Raw genomic sequence first — 16,120 nt, forward strand, 5'->3', positions numbered from 1 at the left:
CTGTTTGGGCTACTTTTGTTTTTCTTGTACTAGCTGTTTCATAAGTTTATAAAGTCTCTCAGCAGAGTCAGGTACCCCTAATTTTTTTGCTTTCATTTTCATTGATTTTAAATACTCATTATCTAACAAAATTTTGTCTATTTGCTGAACAAGACTTTTGTTATTTAAGTCTTTTTCGAGGAGTAGTTCTGCTGCACCGTGATCACTAAGTGACCGCGCATTTTTTTCTTGATGGTTATTTGTCACATATGGACTTGGGACAAGAATACTTGGAATTCCTAATGAAGTGATCTCAGCAAGCGTTGTTGCGCCGGCTCTTGAGACAACTAAGTCAATACCAGATAAAACCTCTGGCATGTTATGAATAAAGGGCTTTATGACCACATTTTTCGGATTTCCCACAAGCTCTACTTCGTTTTGTACATCTTTAAAATGCACATCACCTGTAACATATAGTACCTGATACGGCTTTTCACCAAATTCAGATAGCGCCTTAACAACCGCATCATTTATCGGTCTCGCACCACGGCTGCCTCCAAAAATTAATACCGCTGGCATGGTCGTACTCAATCCCGCGGATAATCTTCCTCTGATTCCATCTTTACCATTTACTTCCGACGCTCGAGGATTCCCTGTAAACACCACTTTATCCTTTGGAAAATATTCTTTGGCCTCCTCAAAACAAATGGCAACCTTATTTACGTATCTGCTCAAAAATTTGTTTGTCAGCCCTGGTACGCTATTCTGCTCATGGACGATAGTTGGGATATTTAATTTTGCGGCTGCATACACAACGGGACCACAAACATAACCACCAGTTCCAATAACAATATCAGGTTTGAATTCTTTTAACATTTTTTTACTGTCCCTGGCACCTTTTAAAAATCTTAATACGGTTTTGATATTATCTAAGGATAATTTTCTTTTGAATCCAGTAATATGAATCGATTTAAAAGGTATCTTCTCCCGAGGAACAATTGTACTTTCCAATCCGTTCTTTGTCCCTATGTATAAAAACTCGGCATGTTTGTTTTCTTTTTGTATTTCCCTTATGAGAGCAAGTGCTGGATATATATGTCCCCCAGTCCCCCCGCCGCTTACTACTATTTTCATATGTCCACCCCAAATTAATAAATGCTTTAAGCTAATTTCTTATCCTATCTTACTATAAAATTAACAGAAGTTAAGGATTGAAAAAAGATTGTTATCTAATTGTAAACTAAGACGGAAATAAATAAAAAGAACCCTGCCTAAAAAACAGGGTAAGTTAATATCGAGAATAACGGCTAATATTTAAAAGAACACCTATTGCCATCAACATCAATGTTAGAGAAGAACCACCATAACTTAAGAACGGCAGCGTAATTCCGGTAACAGGCATTAAACCAGTGACAACACCGATGTTAATCATAACTTGTATCGCGACCATTGATATGATACCAACCGCCAAAAAGCTGCCATATAAATCTGGTGCACCAAGGGCAATACGTATTCCCCTCCATAACAACAATGCGAATAAAAGAATGATAAAGGATCCGCCAATAAAGCCTAATTCTTCAGACAAAATAGCAAAGATAAAATCCGTTTGCGGTTCAGGTAGGTAGAAGAATTTCTGCCTGCTTTCACCGAGGCCCAGCCCAAATAGTCCACCAGGACCGATTGCATAAAGCGATTGAATAATTTGGAATCCACTGCCTAACGGATCCTGCCAAGGATCTAGAAACGAGGTTATTCTTTTCATCCTATATGGCGCGGAAGCAACCAGAGCTACAAATCCTGCTAAACCTACTAAACCTAATAAAGCAAAATGTCCCACCCGAGCTCCTGCAATAAAAATCATAACCACACATGTTCCAATCATTACTGTTCCAGTCCCTAAATCTGGCTGAAGCATAATAAGAGCAAAGGCTACAAAAGCAAGACCGAGCGAAGGAACCAGCCCTTGTCGAAAAGAGGTTATCAATTTCTGTCTCTCAGAGAGAAACTTAGCTAAAAAGGCAATCATTGCGAGCTTCATAAACTCTGATGGCTGGATGGAGAATGCCCCTACACCAATCCAGCTCCGTGATCCGTTCCTAACATTTCCAACTCCTGGGATGAGTACCAGAATGAGTAGCACAAAGCAGGTTATTAATATGACCTTTGACCACTCTCTCCATGTCCAATAATTAACATTCATAATAAAAAACATGGCGGCAATTCCAACACCGGCAAAAAGTGTTTGTCTTTTCGCGAAAAAGAAGGAGTCATCGAATTTATACTCTGCCCATATTGCACTCGCACTATAAACCATAATAAGTCCTACTGCTAATAGCGTAAATGTAACAATTAATAATATAAAATCAGGAGTTGTTCTTTTTGTCGGCACACCTAACACCTCGAATAGCAAGTTTTAGGGCTCCCGCTTTCCGTGGACAACCCTTACTTAAGCTTATGCACCGCTTCGATAAAAATGTCTCCCCTGACTTCAAAAGTTTTATATTGATCCCAGCTTGCACATGCAGGAGATAACAAAATAACGTCGCCTGGTTCTGAGTATTCAAAAGCAACCGGCACGGCCTTTTCAACATTATCGACAGTGTTAATTTGTTTTATTCCTGCTTCCATTCCAACACGATTAATTTTCGCTGAGGTTTGACCAAAGGTAACCAACGCTTTCACATTTTTCAAATATGGCAGCAATTCATCAAATTCATTTCCGCGGTCAAGTCCTCCAGCTAAAAGGATAATTGGAGCCTTAAATGCCTGTAATGCATTTATCGTAGCTAAAATATTCGTTGCCTTTGAGTCATTATAAAACTTTCTATCAGCAATTTCTGTAACATACTGAAGTCGGTGTTTAACCCCTGTAAATGTTCTAAGAACGGTCTCAATGGCTTCATTGCTCACACCAGTTAACTTTGCTGCAGCCATAGCTGATAAGATATTTTCAAGATTATGGACTCCAGGAAGGGCAATTTGATCTACTTTCATTACATTCTCATTATTAAACCAAATCCAACCATCACGAATATAAGCCCCTTCATTTAGGACTCGCTTTGTTGAAAAGGGAATAATAGTTGCTTGTGAACACTCGGCAATTTCCCGTACTTCCTGCTGGTCTGCATTATAAATAAAGTAATCTTCTTCCGTCTGATTTTTATTAATATTCGCTTTTGCTTTGTGGTATTCTTTTCTCGTTCCATGATAATCCAAATGCGCATCATAGAGATTTGTAATAATGGCTATCTTTGGATTAAAGCTCTGTATTCCCATTAATTGAAAAGAAGATAATTCAATCACGATATTATTTTCTGAAGTAGCTTCCTGAGCCACACCTGACGCTACCGTTCCAATATTACCGGCAATTAATGGGCTCTTTTTGCCTTCATTTAACATTTCATAAATAAGTGTCGTCGTGGTTGTTTTTCCATTTGTTCCGGTTATACCGATGAAAGGTGCTTCTGATATTTGGTAAGCAAGCTCCACCTCTGTTAATACAGGAATCCCTTTCTCCAGCGCCCCTTCAATAATAGGGTTTTGGTAAGGAATGCCGGGATTCTTAACAATCAGTTCAAATCCTTCATCAAGAAGTTCTACCGGATGTTCGCCGCAAATGACTTTAATCCCTTGTTCTAATAATCCTCGCGCTTCCGGATTTTCTGATAATGGCTTTTTATCATTTACCGTTACAAATGCACCAAGCTTATGTAAGAGCGCTGCAGCTGTTACCCCGCTTTTGGCTAAACCAAGGACAAGAATTTTTTTATGGAGATACGTATTTAACTGCTTCACTTATAACCACACCTCAATATAGATACCTAGTATCGCTAATATTAATCCAACACTCCAAAAAGTGACAACAACCTTCCATTCTGACCAGCCAATTAGCTCATAATGGTGATGGAGCGGACTCATTCGAAATATTCTTTTACCTGTTGTTTTAAATGAGATTACCTGTAATATAACCGATAACGTTTCAATGACAAATACGCCTCCGATTATGACTAATAATAATTCTAACTTGGTTAGAATTGCAATGGTTGCTATGGCGCCGCCAAGTGCCAACGAACCGGTATCACCCATAAACACCTTTGCAGGGTGAGCATTAAAAACAAGGAAGCCTAACACCGCCCCTGCTACAGCAACTGAAAAAATCGCCACTTCCATCTGCGATTGATTCCAGGCTAAGACGGCATAGGCACCAAATGCAATTGCTGCTGTACCTGAAACTAATCCGTCCAATCCATCTGTTAAATTGACTGCATTCGAGAAACCTACCAGCCAAAAGAGTATGAAAAATACATAAAACCAGCCAAGTTCAATAGAATAATTACTTCCGGGAACGGTGATTTCTGTTGGAAACCCATTCTGTTTATATACAAGATAAAAAATAATTGAAATGATGACTTGCCCTAACAGCTTTTGTCTTGAGGTTAATCCTAGATTACGTTTTAGCGCCACTTTGATAAAATCATCTAAAAATCCAAGTAATCCAAAACCAAAGGTCACAAGGATAAGTAAGTAGGTTTTAACAGTGGGTTCAGAAAATTTCCCTGTCATTACTAAAGTAGTAATGATAATAGAGAATAAAATCATAATTCCACCCATCGTTGGTGTACCTGTTTTTGCTTGATGGGATTTGGGTCCTTCCTCCCGAATGCTTTGTCCAAATTTCAACCTTCTTAAGAAGGGAATAAATATTGGAGAAAGCAGCACTGTAATCAGAAATCCCATTAATATTGTGAAAAAAATAACTTGTTCCAGCATTTTATCCCCTCCTTTCGAGATTATCTATTGAATTTATCTTTGATATCTTTTCCAACATTACAGCTATATCATATGTTTCTTTATTTTCTTTGAGAAGTTTTTTATTCAAAAATGCAAATTTAGTCATATTCATTTTTTCTGCTTTTTCTCCGTCCATATTTTCAATGTAAAATCGTAAAAGTTCTCTAACAGCTTCAATGGGGTTATTCGTAAAAAAGATTGGAAAGTGATTAGGTGTGTATTTAGGCAGCTGCTTTTTTTTATCCCAAATGGCCGCGATCGCTCCGTTGGCAATTGCCTCTAAAAGTTCCCCCGAATCTTCGTTTAACGGTATGAATAAACCTCTAGTCTGTATTGCCTTTGCATCGTCTGTTACCGTAACATAATGATGATCCGCTTCTTTTATGCCCCTTATATCAGAGAATAACTTTACTAAATCATTAAACGCTAAATACATTTCTATCTCCCCTCGATAGCTTCCCGAGCAACCAGTCGGTCATCAAAATCATAAACATTACTGCCAATAATTTGGTATGTTTCGTGTCCTTTACCAGCAATTAGGATTACATCACCAGCAGAGGCCTGGTTGATTGCCGTTACAATCGCATCTTTTCTATCAGGAATTGTGATATAACTTTTCCCAAGGACACCTACTTCCATATCTTTTAATATGGCTAAAGGATCCTCGCTTCTTGGATTATCTGAGGTAAATATCGGATCTGTAGCATAACGACAAGCAATTTCTGCCATTAAAGGTCTCTTCGTTTTGTCCCGGTCTCCACCACAGCCCACTATTACAAAAATCTTCTTATCTGCAAAACTTTGTATCGTTTTCAATACATTTTCTAAACTATCAGGTGTGTGAGCGTAATCTACGATAACGGTAAAGTCTTGACCTGCACTTACCAGCTCAAACCTACCGTCTACTCCCCTAACACTCTCGATTGACTCAATAATTTTTTCCATCGGTATCCCTGAAACAAACGCAGTTGCAATACTAGCCAAAACATTATATATACTAAATTTACCTATTAATTGAATGTTAATGGAATAAATCTTCTCTTTTATTCCTATTTCAAAGGAAGTCCCCGCAGAAGTCATATGAATATTTCTTGCCTGGAAATCCGCATTATTATCAATTCCATACGTATAAACAATCGCTGCTGTCGATTTACAATAAATATCAGAAGCCGGATCATCTGCATTTAAGATAGCAAATTTCGGTTTATTAGCATCAAATGTGTTTCCTAGCTGGGAAAATAATAAACTCTTTGCCTGCATGTAGTCTTCCATTGTTTTATGGTAATCCAAATGATCTTGGGTGAGGTTTGTAAATACCGCAATATCGTAGTCACAGCCATGAACTCTTCCCATATGTAAAGCATGCGATGAAACCTCCATAATCGCTGTATCAACGCCATTTTCAAGCATTTGTTGGAACCCTTTTTGGAGGACAAGACTTTCAGGAGTTGTATTTTTCGTTTCAAACTTCTGATCGCCAATTTTTGTATACATGGTTCCAATTAAGCCGGTGCACCGATTTACATCAGAAAATATTTTTTCAATTAAATGACTTGTGGTTGTCTTTCCGTTTGTTCCTGTAATTCCGATTAAATGCAGCTTTTTGGTTGGATGTTGATAAAAAGCATCAGCCAGTATTGCCATTGCCCGCGTTGTGTCATTAACGATTATTACCGGTACAGATAGTGAAAGTTCCCGTTCAGCAAGTATTGCAACAGCACCACTTTTAACTGCTGATTCCGCAAAATCATGACCGTCGACCGTATATCCTTTTATACAAATAAATAAGCTTCCCTTTTGCACCTTACGATTGTCGTTTTCAATCGAAGTGATTTCTGGATTTGTTCCTTGATAAGGAACGAGAAGGTGCAAATGTCGAAGTAAATCATGTAGTTTCATAATCTCAAATCCTCTCTTGCCTTAGAAAATTACCAATTTTAACATAAAAAAATTCCCTTATAAAAGATTCACCTTATTTTACAGCAAAACACAGTAGAATGCTATTTATCATTAAGATTCCTATTTGATTTTTTCAATAGAACAGGCGGCGGAAATCATTCCGGCCGCCTGACTTAAATACTTTTAACTATTTACTCATCTTTATCAAAATAAAGTCTAATGGTTGATCCTTCTTTAACTTTTGAGCCAGCTTCAGGGGACTGTCTTACCACAATATCTCCTTCACCGCTGGCATCAATTTTAAGATCCAACAGTTGTTCTGTAATTTCTAACTTAGTCATACCGGTTAGGTCAGGCAGGGTAATCAATGGCCTATCTGGCCATTTTATTTCCTTTTCAATTTGATCTTTTCGAGGTTCTACCCCCATTGCCATAAGACCATCCTTCATAATACTGCCAACGATTGGAGCGGCTACAGTTCCACCGAAAATAAGTCCACCTTTTGGATTATCAACGGCAACATAAACAACGATTTGTGGATCATCTGCAGGAGCAAAGCCCATAAAGGAAACGATAAAGTTATTTTCCAAATATCTCCCATTTTGAGCTTTTTGAGCTGTTCCTGTTTTACCACCAATTCGATAGGAATCAACAAATGCCCTAAACCCTGAACCTTGAGCGACTACCGTTTCAAGTGCATGGCGGATTTCTTTAGACGTTTCTTCAGAAATTACTTTTCTTTTTGCAACAGGTGTATTCCTCATGACTACTTCCTTAGTCACCGGATCGATTAACTCTTGTGCAATATATGGCTTGTAAAGAGTCCCGCCGTTTACCGCTGCCGCTACTGCAGCAACCTGTTGGATCGGCGTTACCGATACCCCTTGACCAAACGCGGTAGTCGCTAATTCAACCGGACCGACTCGATCTAAATTAAACAAAATTCCTGATCCTTCACCAGCTAAATCTATCCCTGTTTTCTGCCCAAAACCAAAATCTTTTATATATTTAAACAAAGTATCCTTACCTAATCTCTGCCCTAATTCTACAAAACCAGGGTTACATGAATTTTGCACGACCTCAAGGAAGGATTGACTTCCATGACCGCCTCTTTTCCAGCATTTCAATCTTGCCCCAGCTACTTCTACAGAACCTGAATCATGGAAATGTTCCTTTTCTAAATCAACTTTTCCTTCCTCTAAAGCGGCCGCAAGAGTGATAATTTTAAAGGTTGAACCAGGCTCATAACTTGACCATACAGGCAGGTTTCTGTTGTATACCTCTTGTGGAACGTTTTGAAAGTTAGCTGGATCAAAGGTTGGACGACTTGACATCCCTAATATTTTCCCATTATTCGGATCCATCGCAATCGCTATGATTCCATCGGGATTATAGGTTGCCTCAGCAATATCAAGCTCTCTTTCCATTATGGTTTGTATTTTTGTATCAATCGTCAGCTTTAAATCAAGACCATCAACCGGGTGCTCATAATCGTCAGCCATGTCATTCATTCTTTCACCTTTAGCATTTGCATAAAACTTAACAGAGCCTCTTTCGCCGCTTAGCTCTTTATCGTAGTAAAGCTCTAATCCCATTAACCCTTGGTTGTCCACCCCAGAAAACCCTAGAACATGAGAAAGGTAGCTTCCGAAAGGATAGTGCCTTTTTGAGTCTTCTCCTATATATACCCCTTCAAGACCCAAGGCCCTGATTTCTTTTGCTTTTTCATGAGAAATTTTTCTTCCTTCTTTAATCCTGACGATGGACTCCCCCTGGGTAATCTGTCGGTAAGCATTTTCTTTTGGAATATTTAAGACTGCTGCAAGTTTTTCAGAAGTAGTTGCTGGGTCCTTGACCTGTCTCGGTACCACATATACAGTTGGAGCACTAATATTTGTTGCTAATGGCACACCATTACGGTCTACAATCTCGCCGCGCTCTGGTTCAAAAGGAATATTTCTGCTCCATGAACCCTTTGCCTGATCAGTCAGCATATCACCAAGAACAAACTGTACATAACCAAGTCGGACATCAATGATTAAAAAGATTAAAATTCCTACGAACATTGCAATCATTAACCTTTTACGGACAGTTACATTTGAAACACGCATAAAATGAACGAGCCTCCTTTATCCTACTCGTACATTTATATGCTTGTACTAAATCGATTAGAACGATTACAGCGGTTCTTCTATCACGATTAATCCCTTGGTAGATTCTCCAAATCTTCCTCAGATCCATCAGTTTTTTCTTCCGCTTCTTTTGCTTCCATTTCCAGCTTTTCTTCCGTCGTTTTTAAATCAACGATAAGAAAATCTCCTTTGCGTAAAGAAGCACCTTCTTTAATATTTTGCTTAACAACGTAACCGTTGCCTGTAGAATTTAGCTTCAATCCCGATATCTTCGCGACCTTCATTACGTCTCTAAGTGACCATCCTGTCATATCCGGTGCCGCCAATTTCCCACCTGTTTGGATAATTATTTTCTCACCTTCAAGAACATTTGTATCTGCTGCAGGAAGCTGACCTGTGACTTTTGCTCCTTTTCCTAACACAACTACATCTAGACCGGATTCCTCAAGTTGTTTAACTGTTTCAGGTACACCTTGACCCTGTAAATCTGCTAATTTCGTAGTTGAGGCTTTTTCTTGCTGTGAAGGCTGAATGTTTAAATACTGTAAACTGTTTTTCATCACAGGATTAAAGACCATTGAAACTGGAATCGACCCCATGGAATAGTGGTCAATGTCCGGTTGTTGAACCGCAACGTATACAATTAACTTCGGATCATCTTTAGGCGCCATTCCTAAGAATGAAAAAATATAATCCTCTTGCCCGTCTAAATAACCGCCGCCCTTTGGATTAGGAATACTTGCTGTTCCTGTTTTCCCAGCAACACTATAGCCATCAATTTGATATCGAGTCCCCGTACCTGTTTCCTTATTTGTTACTACCGTTTCGAGAATGTCACGGACTTCTTTCGCAGTTTCTGCGGAAACAGGTGTTGATACAACCTCAGGAGTCACATCTCTAATTACCTCACCACTGTCATGATTGACAATTTTATCAATCACTTGCGGCTTCATCATTTTCCCATTGTTAGCAATCGCAGTCATCGCTTGAATTTGCTGAATGGGCGTAATTGCAGTCCCCTGTCCATAAGCGGTGGTTGCTTTTTCAATTGGCCAAGTATATTGAATTTTCCCCGTAGTTTCAGAAGGCAAATCAATGCCGGTTGGCCTATCAAAACCGAATTTAGTCAAATATTCACGAAACTTATCAAATCCTAAGTGTTCATTTGCTATTTTTGCAAAAGCCACATTCGAAGAGCGTTGAACTCCTTCAAGATATGAAATCGTTCCCCATCCAGATCTCTTATGATCATGTATCGCCTTATCTTTTGATGTTACTTTATAAGAACCAGACTGGAAAAGATCATTGGGATTAAATTTATTTTCTTCAATTGCCGCAGCAAGCGTAAAAATTTTCATGGTTGAACCAGGCTCAAAAGAAGTTTCGATTGCTTCATTGTGCCAGCTGTTCTCTATCCCTTCCTTCGTTTTTGGGTGAAAGGAAGGTCTTTGTCCCATCGCTAAAATATTACCTGTTTTTGGATCGGCAACAATTGCAATAATTTTTTTTGGTTTATATTCTTCTACTACTTTGTTCATAGCATCTTCCAAAAAGGTTTGAATCTTCTTATCGATCGTTAAATACACATCATTTCCATTCTGAGCTGGGGAAACCTTTTGTTCTCCATTAGGAAGCAAATATCCCCATAAATCACTTTCATAATTAATCTTCCCATCCGTGCCTGTTAACTCTTTGTCTAACGTTTTTTCAATCCCCATTTTTCCAACATAGTTATAAGTTCCATCCTCCTCGTCGATTCTGTCAGCGTAACCTACTAAGTGAGAAGCAAAAACTCCATTCGGATAAAACCTTTTTGAATCGCGTTTAAACGTTATACCTGGCAGCTTAAGGGCTTCAATTTCTTTTTTCGTTTGATGTGATATATCTCTGCCCGCTTTCCCAAATTCAACCTGAAATTGATCTTTGGTTAAAATCTTATAAATCTCTGATTCTTTCAAATCTATAATTTTTGCTAATTCGCTTGCTGTTTTTTGTGGATCAGTGACATGGTTCGGCTTTTTTGGGTTTGTCGTCATTTTTTTATCCAAAATTGCAATTAATGTGTATGAAGTTGTATCCTCAGAAATAACTTCCCCTTTTTGGTCATATATGACTCCTCTTACCGCCTCTAAATTTCCTGTTCTGCTGTATTTTTGCTGGGCCTTTGCGGCGAGTGGCTGTGAGCCGACCTCACCGGTAATCTGAATAGAAAAATATCTAAAAAGCAATATAAAAAAGAGCAGGCCGAATAATGCAAACAATCCGGCTGCCCCGACATTCATATATGGCTGTTTCTTGTTCATTCCTCGTGCACAACCTTGACGTTATTTTCGTTTAAAACAAGTCCCATTTCTTTTGCTTTTTCCCATATCCGTTCATACGTGCTAAGTTCACTCACTTGAACCTGCAGGTCATTATTTACCTTTTCTATTTCATTAATCGAGGTTTGGACCTCCTGAATTTCCTTATTCACCTGGTAAATTTCCGCTTGATTCGAGATGAGATGGACGGCACCAAAACAAACCAACCCTGTAAATACGACTCCGATTATTTTCTCCCCAGGTGTAAGCCAGTGTTTTTTTGTTTTTACAATACTTTGTTCCTGTACTGTCCGTTCTCCTTGCTGTTGCTGCTGAAATTTCCTGGCAAGACTACTCATTCTTTCCCCTCCACATGGTTATTTTATTATTTCTCTTTATAGTTTTTCCGCAATCCGCAATTTTGCAGATCGTGCGCGGTTATTATGTTCTAATTCTTCTTCAGAAGGAAGAATAGGTTTTCGGGTAATTAGCTTTAAAATTGGTTTAAATTCTTCAGGAATTATAGGTAATCCATGCGGTAGATCTGGTGTTTCACTTGCCTTTTTAAAAGCCGCCTTACAAATCCGGTCTTCTAAAGAATGGAAAGTAATAACACTGATTCTTCCTTCTGGATTAAGGATATCAATTGCTTTTTGTAAAGATTTTTCAAAAACCGCTAGTTCATCATTAACAGCAATTCTTACAGCTTGAAATATCCTCTTAGCCGGATGTCCGCCCTTTCTTCTTGCTGGGGCAGGAATTCCTTCCTTAATAAGTTCAACCAGCTCAAATGTAGTTTCAATTGGCTTAATTTCTCTTCTAGCCTCTATTTTTCGCGCAATTTGCTTAGAGAATTTCTCTTCTCCATAGCGAAAAAAGATTCGAACCAAATCCTCGTAAGACCAATGGTTTATAACATCATAGGCTGAAATATCCGCATCATTGTCCATCCTCATGTCCAGTGGTGCATCATGATGGTAACTGAATCCTCTTTCTGGAGTGTCTAATTGGGGAGAGGAAACACCAAGGTCATATAGGACCCCATCAACTTTTTCAATCCCAAGCTGTTCAAGTTCTTCTTTTAGATATAAGAAATTGCTCTTGATTATGATTAGCTGCTCACCGTAGAGTGACAATTTCTCTTTTGCATTGGCAATAGCCACTTCGTCTTGATCGAAGGCAAACAATTTTCCGTTATCAGTAAGTTTTGATAGTATCAGGGAACTATGTCCAGCCCCGCCTAATGTACAATCAACATAAATGCCGTCTGGTTTAATATTCAATCCGTTAACAGCTTCATCTAGTAACACAGTTGTATGTTCAAACATCATTATCACCTTTTCCAATCGAACGATATAAAACGGAGTTATAATAGAATAACTTGTCCATTATATATCAAAACCAATCATATTTTCTGCAATTTCAGCAAAAGATTCTTCAGACTCTGAGAAATAGTCTTCCCAAATCTGTTTGCTCCAAATTTCAATTCGATTGGATACTCCTAAAACTACACATTCTTTTTCTAGTTTTGCATACTGAAGTAATGGTGCTGGAATATTAATTCTTCCCTGTTTATCTAGTTCACTCTCTGTCGCACCAGAAAAGAAGAATCGGGTAAATGCACGGGCGTCTTTTTTTGTCAGGGGCAGACCTTTAAGTTTGTCTTCGATAAGCGCCCACTCTTTTAATGGGTAACCAAACAAACATTGATCCAAACCGCGTGTGATAATAAACATTTCTCCAAGCTCTTCGCGGAATTTGGAAGGCACAATCATCCGGCCCTTATTATCAATGCTATGATGGTATTCACCCATAAACATACCCGGTACCCCCACTTTCTATTTAAAATGTACCACATTCCCCCACTTTCCTCCACCTATTTTTTAATTATTCTTTTCTAGCTTCCCTAAATCCTTTTTTATGCAGTAAATTTCTTCAAAAAAAAGAAACTTCACTCATGAAGAGTGAAGTTCCTTAAAGTTTTATAACCTTATGCTTTCCATCAAATACAAACTCGAGTTCCATTAATTCTTTAATAAAACTTGGTCCATACTGATTTAAATAATAGAAAATGTTCCAAACTCGCTCTTGCGGAAATCCATCAGGTCGTAAGGATAAATCTATGCGATTAAACTTACTAAGAATCACATTGAACTTTGATTTAACAGATTCCTCCAACTTTGTTTCCATAAATCCAATCTGTTTTAATAAATAGGTTTCATTTTTCTTTACCAGTGGCAGCAAACTGCTATCAAGCTGATTCGTTTTCATTTCAATCAGTTCATACTGCTTTAATAATTGTGATCTCAGGTTAGTAAAAAGCTCAGAAATCTCTTTATCCTTGATTGACTCTAGATACTGGTCTCTATCCTCTACAGATCCCCTGCTCAATACCTGGGATAGGTCTAAGTTGAGTTCATGAATATCACTTTCAACAGCTCTCTCCACCAAGGTTATGTTTAACCTTGGAACAATTGGAGGCATTTTTATTTTAAAATGTTCAAAAACAAGCTTCAATTCAGCCCAATAAGAAATTTCTCCGGGTCCAGCAATAAATGCCAGAGTTGGGAAAAGCCATTCTTGCATTAATGGACGTGTCACCACATTATTACTAAGTTTTGCCGGGTCGTGATAGGCCATTTCAATTAGTTCCTCTTTTGCAAAGGAGACAACCCCACTTTTCCCCACAAAAGAATTACTTTCTGAATCAAATTCAAGCAAAATTCTTTCATTTGATTTTGGATTGTAATAAAACAAATTGGCAGCTTTTTCATTTGAATCAATGGTGATTGGATAACCCTTTTTACCTATAATACTTTGCTGTTCAAGTAAATAATTGGTAATTTCCCTATACTGCTCGATTTGTTGAGAAAATTGCTCTGTTTGTAAAAGCCGGAAGTTACGGTCACCTGAATCCACAATTAATAAGCCATAATCCTTAAAGAGCTCCATTACAATATTAGCAAAAAAATCAACAAACGTTGAAGAATTGCTTAATGTCTCTTCTGCAAAGTTGATCAGCTGATTTGTATGATTGGTCTCACCAAAGTTTTCAATTAAATTAATGACCCATTCTCGGCAAACATCTTTGTCAAGGGTGATATCTGAGACCATTTTCTTTTGTTTAACCTTCTCAGGGTAAGACCATTTGTCAACTCTTTGCTCTACCGGTATAAAAACATGATTCACCTCATGAAAATCATGGTCTTCTCCAGCTATCCAGAACACAGGTATGACTGGTACACCAAGCAGCCGCTCTTTTTCCTCTGCTAATTTAATAATGGAGATAATCTTATGTATCGAATAAAGGGGTCCTGTAAGGATACCTGCTTGTTGACCGCCAATAACCACCACACTATTCAATTGTTTTAGTTTTTCAAGTGAATTTTTCACTGCTTCTGATGATGGAAAACGTTCCATAAATTTCTCTATGTGACCAGCTACTTTTTCCCGAGGAAAGTCTCGATTGCTTAATTCGTCTAACCTCTTCTGATCTTCGGCAAAGTCATTAAACCGATAATGGAAAAAAGGCAGAATATCAGGAGATTGTTCTAAATAATTAGAAGCAAATCGATTTGTTGCTGACAATGAGAGATTTAAAATCTCCATTTAAGTACTTCCTTTCTGATCAACCATATTCATTCCATATGAGTATAGCATCATCCACACTAATAAAAAAAATCTTTGCTTAAGAAAATGTAAAAGTTATTGCACTCCGCAGTATGCCAAATACGGTTAGGGATATATAGGCTAGAAAGAAAATAAGAAAATTAAAACGCCAAAACCCTTTAAAAACCTTTGCAAATATAATTTCTCCTTTTAGCTTCCAATGTATTACCACGAATATCATTGCAATGACAAGTAATATTAGCAGAATTAGACCAAAAAAAGATTTGCCCCAAATGGTTATTAACAAAAAATGAACGGCCACTATAAAGAAAATCGTGGAGTAGTCCAATGCTTTATGAAAAGACTTTCGAGCGTTTTTTGTTATCAACTTATTTAAAACATAAATTATGAAAAAACCAAGAAGAGGTACGGTTAAGAAAATGGTAATGATTGATGAGATGAATGAATTCAATTAACTCCCCTCCGATCCTTTTCTATCCCTTTAATTAAATAATAATAACTTTCAATGTTAGCAGCCGTTTTTTGTTGAACCTTAGCTTCCTCTATTAAAAAGCCGAGTATTGCATCAATTTCAGTTCTACTCCCTGCCTCTAGGTCTTTTAGCATAGATGACCGGTTATTGCCTGTTTTTTTACAAATCTTCAACACATCTCTAAATCTTTTAAGCGGATCTTCTAGGTTTAAAATATAAGAGATTTCTAGAAATAGTTTTTTTACAGCAGCAAAATAGAAAGTATTTGAAATTAATTCACCATTTTTGACTTGAAGGATTGCCGATAGAGGATTAATGACTGCATTTACAATTAATTTATTTATAAGCATATTATAATAATCGTCTTTCAGGGTAATAGGGAACTGTATAGCAGCGCAAAGTTCAGCGAACTCCCTTATTCTTCCAAAACCGCCTTTAAAAAGAGCAACATTAATAGTCCCTTTACCATTGTGAGAAACACTATATGTATTCACTTTACTGGCCCCATGCTCAACGGATCCAACAAAAATATTAGCAGCTGGAATGTTTCTAAGTAATTTTAAATGACTCATTCCGTTTTGTAAAAATAATAGGTTTTGAGGCACAAAATCCATACTAGTTATCTGATTAATAATAGACTGAAGTTGATATTGTTTGACCGCAATAATGGTTAATTCTTCTAAACCAGTCCATTTTGAAACGGGAAAGGCCTCGATACAAACTCTGCTTTGTGAAGCCCCCTCTTGCAGGCATATCCCGTTTTGGTTAATCATTTCCGCTTGCTCGCTTGTTTTGGTATAAAGCGTGACAGAAAAGGTCTTACTTAAGTATGATGCGAATAATAATCCAATAGAACCAGCACCAATAATACCAATCTTCATGTTACCCACCCATTTATTGTCTTTTTTTATTTTATT

The 16,120-nt window shown here is 37.8% G+C and carries 14 protein-coding genes; all 14 read right to left on the bottom strand.

Features of this window, described 5'->3' with window-relative positions:
• Positions 1–9 precede the first annotated feature (9 nt).
• Positions 10–1,113, bottom strand: a complete 1,104-nt coding sequence (gene murG / locus QFZ28_RS21110; RefSeq protein WP_307196468.1) for an undecaprenyldiphospho-muramoylpentapeptide beta-N-acetylglucosaminyltransferase — start codon at positions 1,111–1,113, stop codon at positions 10–12.
• 154 nt (positions 1,114–1,267) lie between these two features.
• Entirely contained in the window at positions 1,268–2,368 is a 1,101-nt protein-coding gene (spoVE, locus tag QFZ28_RS21115; protein ID WP_307197088.1) for a stage V sporulation protein E, read from the bottom strand.
• A gap of 53 nt (positions 2,369–2,421) precedes the next feature.
• Positions 2,422–3,774 (bottom strand): UDP-N-acetylmuramoyl-L-alanine--D-glutamate ligase, encoded by a 1,353-nt coding sequence (gene murD, locus QFZ28_RS21120; RefSeq protein ID WP_307196469.1) that lies wholly within the window; start codon positions 3,772–3,774, stop codon positions 2,422–2,424.
• Positions 3,775–4,749 carry a phospho-N-acetylmuramoyl-pentapeptide-transferase gene (gene mraY, locus QFZ28_RS21125; RefSeq protein ID WP_307196470.1) on the bottom strand — a complete coding sequence of 325 codons (975 nt, stop codon included), beginning with the start codon at positions 4,747–4,749 and terminating at the stop codon, positions 3,775–3,777. It lies immediately after the preceding gene.
• 1 nt (position 4,750) lies between these two features.
• Positions 4,751–5,206: a hypothetical protein gene (locus QFZ28_RS21130; protein ID WP_307196471.1), complete on the bottom strand. Its 456-nt coding sequence runs from the start codon at positions 5,204–5,206 to the stop codon at positions 4,751–4,753.
• Positions 5,207–5,208: 2 nt separating this feature from the next.
• Positions 5,209–6,669: a UDP-N-acetylmuramoyl-L-alanyl-D-glutamate--2,6-diaminopimelate ligase gene (locus tag QFZ28_RS21135; RefSeq protein ID WP_307196472.1), complete on the bottom strand. Its 1,461-nt coding sequence runs from the start codon at positions 6,667–6,669 to the stop codon at positions 5,209–5,211.
• Positions 6,670–6,860: 191 nt separating this feature from the next.
• Positions 6,861–8,780 (bottom strand): stage V sporulation protein D, encoded by a 1,920-nt coding sequence (locus QFZ28_RS21140; protein WP_307196473.1) that lies wholly within the window; start codon positions 8,778–8,780, stop codon positions 6,861–6,863.
• An 89-nt stretch (positions 8,781–8,869) separates the two neighbouring features.
• A complete protein-coding gene (locus QFZ28_RS21145) occupies positions 8,870–11,104 on the bottom strand; it encodes a penicillin-binding protein (protein ID WP_307196474.1) in 2,235 nt (744 codons plus the stop codon).
• Positions 11,101–11,460, bottom strand: coding sequence for a cell division protein FtsL (gene ftsL, locus QFZ28_RS21150; protein WP_307196475.1), 360 nt, complete (start codon positions 11,458–11,460; stop codon positions 11,101–11,103). The genes QFZ28_RS21145 and ftsL overlap by 4 nt, the downstream gene beginning before the upstream one ends.
• 36 nt (positions 11,461–11,496) lie before the next feature.
• The gene (gene rsmH / locus QFZ28_RS21155) at positions 11,497–12,429 is read right to left on the bottom strand and encodes a 16S rRNA (cytosine(1402)-N(4))-methyltransferase RsmH (RefSeq protein ID WP_307196476.1); all 933 of its coding nucleotides are present in this window, start codon (positions 12,427–12,429) and stop codon (positions 11,497–11,499) included.
• Positions 12,430–12,489: 60 nt separating this feature from the next.
• Positions 12,490–12,921 carry a division/cell wall cluster transcriptional repressor MraZ gene (mraZ, locus tag QFZ28_RS21160; RefSeq protein WP_306072615.1) on the bottom strand — a complete coding sequence of 144 codons (432 nt, stop codon included), beginning with the start codon at positions 12,919–12,921 and terminating at the stop codon, positions 12,490–12,492.
• 154 nt (positions 12,922–13,075) lie between these two features.
• Positions 13,076–14,710 carry a bacillithiol biosynthesis cysteine-adding enzyme BshC gene (bshC, locus tag QFZ28_RS21165; protein WP_307196477.1) on the bottom strand — a complete coding sequence of 545 codons (1,635 nt, stop codon included), beginning with the start codon at positions 14,708–14,710 and terminating at the stop codon, positions 13,076–13,078.
• A 79-nt stretch (positions 14,711–14,789) separates the two neighbouring features.
• Complete coding sequence (locus tag QFZ28_RS21170) at positions 14,790–15,182, bottom strand: DUF3397 domain-containing protein (protein ID WP_307196478.1); 393 nt, start codon at positions 15,180–15,182, stop codon at positions 14,790–14,792.
• Positions 15,179–16,084 carry a 2-dehydropantoate 2-reductase gene (locus QFZ28_RS21175; protein WP_307196479.1) on the bottom strand — a complete coding sequence of 302 codons (906 nt, stop codon included), beginning with the start codon at positions 16,082–16,084 and terminating at the stop codon, positions 15,179–15,181. Before QFZ28_RS21175 ends, QFZ28_RS21170 begins: the two co-directional genes overlap by 4 nt.
• Between the last annotated feature and the right edge of the window lie 36 nt (positions 16,085–16,120).

It is taken from the genome of Neobacillus niacini (assembly GCF_030817695.1).
In the GTDB taxonomy this organism is placed as follows: Bacteria; Bacillota; Bacilli; order Bacillales; family Cytobacillaceae; genus Neobacillus; species Neobacillus niacini_F.

What these genes read in the sequence shown, in the direction of transcription:
- bshC (WP_307196477.1), bottom strand. Translation starts at nt 14,710, where the DNA reads ATGGAGATTTTAAATCTCTCATTGTCAGCAACAAATCGATTTGCTTCT.
- QFZ28_RS21145 (WP_307196474.1), bottom strand. Translation starts at nt 11,104, where the DNA reads ATGAACAAGAAACAGCCATATATGAATGTCGGGGCAGCCGGATTGTTT.
- QFZ28_RS21130 (WP_307196471.1), bottom strand. Translation starts at nt 5,206, where the DNA reads ATGTATTTAGCGTTTAATGATTTAGTAAAGTTATTCTCTGATATAAGG.
- rsmH (WP_307196476.1), bottom strand. Translation starts at nt 12,429, where the DNA reads ATGTTTGAACATACAACTGTGTTACTAGATGAAGCTGTTAACGGATTG.
- QFZ28_RS21175 (WP_307196479.1), bottom strand. Translation starts at nt 16,084, where the DNA reads ATGAAGATTGGTATTATTGGTGCTGGTTCTATTGGATTATTATTCGCA.
- QFZ28_RS21140 (WP_307196473.1), bottom strand. Translation starts at nt 8,780, where the DNA reads ATGCGTGTTTCAAATGTAACTGTCCGTAAAAGGTTAATGATTGCAATG.
- mraY (WP_307196470.1), bottom strand. Translation starts at nt 4,749, where the DNA reads ATGCTGGAACAAGTTATTTTTTTCACAATATTAATGGGATTTCTGATT.
- murG (WP_307196468.1), bottom strand. Translation starts at nt 1,113, where the DNA reads ATGAAAATAGTAGTAAGCGGCGGGGGGACTGGGGGACATATATATCCA.
- mraZ (WP_306072615.1), bottom strand. Translation starts at nt 12,921, where the DNA reads ATGTTTATGGGTGAATACCATCATAGCATTGATAATAAGGGCCGGATG.
- QFZ28_RS21135 (WP_307196472.1), bottom strand. Translation starts at nt 6,669, where the DNA reads ATGAAACTACATGATTTACTTCGACATTTGCACCTTCTCGTTCCTTAT.
- ftsL (WP_307196475.1), bottom strand. Translation starts at nt 11,460, where the DNA reads ATGAGTAGTCTTGCCAGGAAATTTCAGCAGCAACAGCAAGGAGAACGG.